The 5,113-nt window shown below is 60.6% G+C and carries 7 protein-coding genes and 1 pseudogene; 4 read left to right on the top strand and 4 right to left on the bottom strand.

All coding sequences use genetic code 11. The annotated features are described in order from the left end of the window. A pseudogene (locus tag AC1D1P_RS13835) lies at window positions 1-98 on the top strand (nuclear transport factor 2 family protein); the annotation flags it as partial. 30 nt (window positions 99-128) lie between these two features. Here AC1D1P_RS13835 and AC1D1P_RS13830 read toward each other — a convergent pair. From AC1D1P_RS13830 to AC1D1P_RS13815, 4 genes are all read right to left on the bottom strand, one after another. Then, window positions 129-515 (bottom strand): Hsp20/alpha crystallin family protein, encoded by a 387-nt coding sequence (locus tag AC1D1P_RS13830; RefSeq protein WP_477673384.1) that lies wholly within the window; start codon window positions 513-515, stop codon window positions 129-131. Window positions 516-627: 112 nt separating this feature from the next. Continuing rightward, on the bottom strand, window positions 628-1,065 hold the full coding sequence (locus tag AC1D1P_RS13825) for an Hsp20/alpha crystallin family protein (protein WP_477673383.1): 438 nt from the start codon (window positions 1,063-1,065) through the stop codon (window positions 628-630). A 286-nt stretch (window positions 1,066-1,351) separates the two neighbouring features. Then, a complete protein-coding gene (locus AC1D1P_RS13820; RefSeq protein ID WP_457282025.1) occupies window positions 1,352-1,597 on the bottom strand; it encodes a GlsB/YeaQ/YmgE family stress response membrane protein in 246 nt (81 codons plus the stop codon). A 71-nt stretch (window positions 1,598-1,668) separates the two neighbouring features. Next, window positions 1,669-2,253, bottom strand: a complete 585-nt coding sequence (locus tag AC1D1P_RS13815) for a DUF4142 domain-containing protein (RefSeq protein ID WP_477673382.1) — start codon at window positions 2,251-2,253, stop codon at window positions 1,669-1,671. A gap of 293 nt (window positions 2,254-2,546) precedes the next feature. Here AC1D1P_RS13815 and AC1D1P_RS13810 point away from each other — a divergent pair, with 293 nt between their 5' ends. The 3 genes from AC1D1P_RS13810 to AC1D1P_RS13800 all read left to right on the top strand — a co-directional run. After that, window positions 2,547-3,179, top strand: a complete 633-nt coding sequence (locus tag AC1D1P_RS13810) for a helix-turn-helix transcriptional regulator (RefSeq protein WP_477648756.1) — start codon at window positions 2,547-2,549, stop codon at window positions 3,177-3,179. Between the two features lie 205 nt (window positions 3,180-3,384). Beyond that, window positions 3,385-4,083: a zinc ribbon domain-containing protein gene (locus AC1D1P_RS13805; protein WP_477673381.1), complete on the top strand. Its 699-nt coding sequence runs from the start codon at window positions 3,385-3,387 to the stop codon at window positions 4,081-4,083. 48 nt (window positions 4,084-4,131) lie between these two features. Then, window positions 4,132-5,113 (top strand): hypothetical protein (locus tag AC1D1P_RS13800; protein ID WP_477673380.1); only part of this gene is annotated, 982 nt, incomplete at its 3' end.

Below are 5,113 nucleotides of genomic sequence, written 5' to 3'. Positions count from 1 at the left end.
TGGAAGAGCTGGCTTACCAGCGCTGGGAAGGCGAGCGCATTGCCGAAGAAACGTTTTTCTACGACCCGGCGCAGCGCACGCCGGTGCCGGCCAAGTAAGCAGGCCGGCGCGGTCGTGCGGGGGCGCGATCAGGCTGCCTTGATTTCGATGCGCCGGGGCTGTGCGTGCTGCGCCTTGGGTATGCGCAGCTTCAGCACGCCGTTCGCCAGCTCGGCGCTGACTTTCTCGGTGTCTAGCTCTTTGCTGAGCGTGAACACGCGGTGAAAGCGGCCCAGCCCCACTTCGGTGTGGGTTGACTGCAGACCTTCGGGCGCAGACAGGGCTGACTCGGCGTCAATCGTCAGCGTGTCGGCCTCTACCTGCAGGTGCAGCTTGTCGCGCGGCACGCCGGGCAAATCGGCATACAGCGTAATGCCGGTGCTGTCTTCCAGCACGTCGACTGGCGGCGTCAGCGCGCCATTGGCGTAGCGCGATGTTTCTTTCTGCGTCACCTCGCCCGTCTGGCTGGTTTGCATGCTGCGGCCGGAGGTGCTGCCGTTGTTGGCACTTCCATTACCGTTGCTGCGTGCGGCGCCACTGCTGCCGCTGGTTTGCTGGGTGTTTGCGTAGTTCATGGTTTGCCTCCTTTCACTGGATGGTGATGCGGCGCGGCTGGGCCGATGCGCGCCGCTGGATGGTGATGTGGACCAGGCCGTCCTTGAAGCTGGCGTTCACGGCGTCGGGGTCGGCGTCGTCGGGCAGGGTGAGCACGCGGCGGAAGGCGCCGGCAAAGCGCTCGTTGATGTGCAGCGTCGACTGCGCGCCCGCTTCGGGCAGTTCAGTCTTGCGCTCACCGGCAATGGTGAGCAGGCCGCGCTCCAGGCTGACGTCGAGTGACTTCGGGTCAATGCCCGGCGCAAAGGCATACACCTCTATGGTTTGCGGCGTGCCGCCAATGTTCAGGGCGGGAAAGCTGCTGCGGCCAAAGCCGCGAATGCTGGGAGACAGATCGAAGGCCTGCTGCACGTCGCGCTGCAGGCGATCGAGTTCGGCGAGCATGTCGCGCGGAAATAACGATCGGTACATGGCGAAAACCTCCATTCGGGTTGAACATCAGTGCGCCGGAAAATCCCCAAAAAAGCGGCTTCCGGCGCCCGGGAAGAGGATGTAGGAATCGCCCAAAAAATTTCAAGAGGAAATTTGCGTGCGTCAATCGCAGGCGCGGCGGGCCTGCAAAAGGGCGGCCCATGCAGCGGCGTTGCGGTCAGGTTTAAAACTTTTTTCGCAAATCGCACGCGGGTGAGCCGCACAGCACAACGCCCCGGTGCACGTGAATGCACCGGGGCGTCTGGCTGGCGTTTTTACGGCTTGCTCAGCGCTTGGCGATCAGGCGGTAACCCAGCAGCAGCACGATGGAGCCAAGCACGGCGGCGATGAAGCCGGCCGTTTCGCCTTGCTGGTACCAGCCCATGGCCGCGCCCAGGTAGGTGGCAAGGAATGAGCCCGCAATACCGATGAGCACGGTGATGATGAAGCCGCCAGGGTCACGGCCGGGCATCAGGAACTTGGCGACAAAGCCAATGATGAAGCCGATGATGATGGTCCAGATAATTGACATAGCGTCTTTCTAAAAAATGAGGGAACCCAGGGCGCGGGCAACAGCCCGCGATGAGTAGCTTACTTGGCGACTTACTTGGTCGGTACTACGGCCTTGGCCATTTCCAGATGGGCCTCCACCTTGGGCAGCATCTTGCCGGCCAGCGCCTTCAGGTCGGCGTCTTTGGCGTCCTTCTGGATCTTGGTCAGCAGCTTGATGGTGGCTTCATGGTCGCCCACGCCAGAACGTTTGGCGTATTCCGTGTCAAACAGGTTGCCCGACAGGGCCTTCATTGCGGTGGCCTTGGTTTTGGCCATCACGCCGGGGCCGTCGGGCACGGTCACACCTTTGGCGCGGGCCAGTGCCTGCACTTCGGCCAGGGCGCTGTTGTGGTCTTCAATCATTTGCTGCGCAAATTTTTTGATCTCGGCGTTCTGTGACTTTTCCAGTGCCATCTTGCCGGACTCGATTTCAGCGATGTTGGCCTGGGCCAGGTCGTCCAGCATGCCCTTGTCGGCACGGGCCAGCTTGCCGGCATCTGCCGCTGTTGGGGTGCCAGCGGTGGTGCTGGTCTGGGCTGCGGCGGGCAGGGTCACCAGTGCCAGGGCAGAAGCGGCCACGGCGGCCAGTGCCACGCTGCCGAGCTTGAATCTGGATTGGTGCAATCGGTTCAACATGAGGGCCTCCTTTGAAGGGGTAGTTGTTGATTGGTTGAATGGGTATGGACAACAGACGCCGCGCTGAAGCAAAGCAAGCCGCGGCAGATAGCGTTGTACTTTCGCTGCTGTAGCGGCCGTGCGGTGCAGGAGGCTGGGCAGGCTCTGTGTAGGAATTTGCTTGCGACTGCTGTCCGGCTGCCGCGCACGGGCGCCGGCCTTTTGTTCCATAAATGCCGCGTGGTGCGATACGATGGCCGCCTGGACAATTTGTCTGAAATTTGAATCGCCTGACTCGCCGGAGGCCGCGCACCATGAAAAAACCCAGCAACACGCCCAGCAACAAACATCTGCTCGCCGAGCTGAAGAACATTGCCGAAGGCCTGGGCAAAACGTTTGCGCCGTTTTGCGAAGTGGTGGTGCACGACCTGACGCACCCGAAGAACGCCATCCTGGCGATTGAAAACAACCTGAGCGGCCGCCGCCTGGGCCAGCCCGCCACCGAGCTGGGCCTGGCGCGCATCCAGGACCCGGACTACCCCGCGGTGATCGCCAACTACGCCAACCAGTTCGCCGACGGCCGCAAGGTCAAGAGCACGTCGGTGGGCATCCGTAATGAAGAAGGCGAATACGTGGCGGCGATCTGCCTGAACGTGGACCTGACGCTGTTCAACGGTTTCCAGGCGGCGATGTCGCAGTTCACCGCCATTGAAAGCAGCGCCGTCACCGAAACACTGGACGCCGCCAATGCCGACCGCATACAGCAGTGCATTGACGAATTTGCCGCAGCGCGGGCCACGACATCACGATCGCTCAAGCCCGCAGACCGCAAGCAGCTGGTGCAAGACCTCAAGAAAGCCGGCTACCTGGAGATCCGCCGCGGCGCCGAGATTGCCGCCGCGCACATGGGCGTTTCGCGCGCCACGGTGTACAGCGACGCGAAGTAAGTAAAAAGTAAAGCAGGAAGGTGGGCGGGGTGTCTGGGAAATCAGACATTGTGTCCGGCTGAAAGGGGCTCGTACCCTTGGTTTTTGGGGAAGAAACSGGGTGCTGCTATATAGTCATCAACGACTATATGGCCGCGAGATGCGCCTGCGCCTGGAAAACAGCCGCAGTGAGCCGGAAAAATTGTTACCGAGGAGTGAGGGAACCATGACAGACAACACCACGCCACCCGAGGGCGGATCCGGCTTTTTTGGAAAACTCCGGGACGTCTTGTTTGAGCCTGAACCCACTCCCGGCGCACCTGCCTCTGCGGACAAATCGGCCATCACGGCGCCAGCTCCCTTGCCATCGGCCGCCGCCAATGTGGCGGCTGCCAAAGCCAAAAACCCGATGGTGGACCGCATGATGGAAGTCGTGATGGAAAAAACCACGGCCTATACGGCGCTGGTCGAGGCCGTCACGCCGCTGGAGGCCTTCATTCCTGACGAGGCGTCGCGCTACAAGGCCGCATTCGGCATTGTGGGCAAGACGCGGACGGTGGACCAGATCGTCCAGTCCATCGACATGCAGCATCTTCCCGCGCTTGAAGCGGAATCCCAGCGCTTTCATGGCCAGGCGAAAAACCAGCAGGACCTGCAGATCAATGCGCGAATCCGGGAGATAGATTCCCTGCGTGCTTCAGTCGCCAAGGTAGACGAAGAGCGCGCTCGCCTGCAGGAAAGGCTGGGGCAGATCCAGCAGGAAGTGGAGACCGCCCACAAAAAAATCGCCGGGTTCGAAAGAGAAATCGCGGCCAAGCGCGCGGAGATCGTTGAAGTCAACATCCGGTTTGAAAGCGCGCTGGCCGTGGTCAAGGCCCAGCTGGTGGAAGCCAGGGCAAAAGTCGTGCGCTACCTCGGCGCCTGAAGCGCTGAACATTCCCGATCCGTATACGCAGAATCAAAGGACAGAACTGTGAACCTCATTCCACAGAATTTCAAACCCAAATCGTTCTGGGAGCGCCCGGAAGGCGTGACCGGCCAGATCGTTGGCGTCAGCCTGATCGCCGGCGCCGGTTTCCTGCTTTACAAGGCTCTGCCCTACATCATCACGCTGCTGCAAAACACCATCTATGCCGCATTGCTGGGCGTTGTGGTGGTGGTGCTCGGCTTCATCATTACCGACAAGCGTTTCTGGCGCCTGGGCAAGTACATGTACATGAGCCTGATGCGCAAGATCACGCAAGTGTTCGTGGAGATCGATCCCATCGGCATCATGAAAAACTATGTGGAAGAGCTGCAGGACAAGCTCGCCAACATGAACACCCGCATCGCCAAGCTTTCCGGGATGATTCGCCAGTGCAAGGAAGAGATAGCCAACAACAACAAGTCGCGCGACGGATCCCTGCGGCTGATGAGCGAGGCGAAAAAGCAGAACAAGACGATGGACGCAGCGCTGGCTTCGCGTGAAGTGGGCCGCATGAACGACGCCAACCTGACCTATCAGGACCTGCTGGCGAAACTGGAACTGCTGTACCGCGTGCTCGCCAAGTACCAGGAGGTGTCGAACTTCCTCATCAAGGACATGCAAAGCGAGATCAAGGTCAAGGAGCGCAAGAAGGAAATGATGGACAACGCCCATTCGGCCATCAAGTCTGCGCAAGCCATCATCAACGGCGACCCTGACACGCGCGCCATGTTCGACATGGCCAACGAATACCTGGCGGCCGACTATGCGATGAAGATCGGCGAGATCGAGGATTTCGCCCGCATGTCCGACAGTTTCATGCGCTCCGTCGACCTGCAAAATGGTGTGTACGAAGGCGATGCGATGCAGATGCTGGCCGAGTGGGAAAAGAATGCCGAGTCGCTGGTGCTGGGTGACTCCAAGCGCCTCCTGATCGAGAACAATCCGTCGCCCGGCCTGCCGGTGAGCATCATCAGCAGCCCGCAGGGTG

It is taken from the genome of Polaromonas sp. P1_E1_2 (genome assembly GCF_056406035.1).
This window is presented reverse-complemented; position numbering and strand designations above follow the sequence as displayed.

What these genes read in the sequence shown, in the direction of transcription:
- AC1D1P_RS13810 (WP_477648756.1), top strand. Translation starts at nt 2,547, where the DNA reads ATGAAAAAACCCAGCAACACGCCCAGCAACAAACATCTGCTCGCCGAG.
- AC1D1P_RS13815 (WP_477673382.1), bottom strand. Translation starts at nt 2,253, where the DNA reads ATGTTGAACCGATTGCACCAATCCAGATTCAAGCTCGGCAGCGTGGCA.
- AC1D1P_RS13830 (WP_477673384.1), bottom strand. Translation starts at nt 515, where the DNA reads ATGCAAACCAGCCAGACGGGCGAGGTGACGCAGAAAGAAACATCGCGC.
- AC1D1P_RS13820 (WP_457282025.1), bottom strand. Translation starts at nt 1,597, where the DNA reads ATGTCAATTATCTGGACCATCATCATCGGCTTCATCATTGGCTTTGTC.
- AC1D1P_RS13805 (WP_477673381.1), top strand. Translation starts at nt 3,385, where the DNA reads ATGACAGACAACACCACGCCACCCGAGGGCGGATCCGGCTTTTTTGGA.
- AC1D1P_RS13825 (WP_477673383.1), bottom strand. Translation starts at nt 1,065, where the DNA reads ATGTACCGATCGTTATTTCCGCGCGACATGCTCGCCGAACTCGATCGC.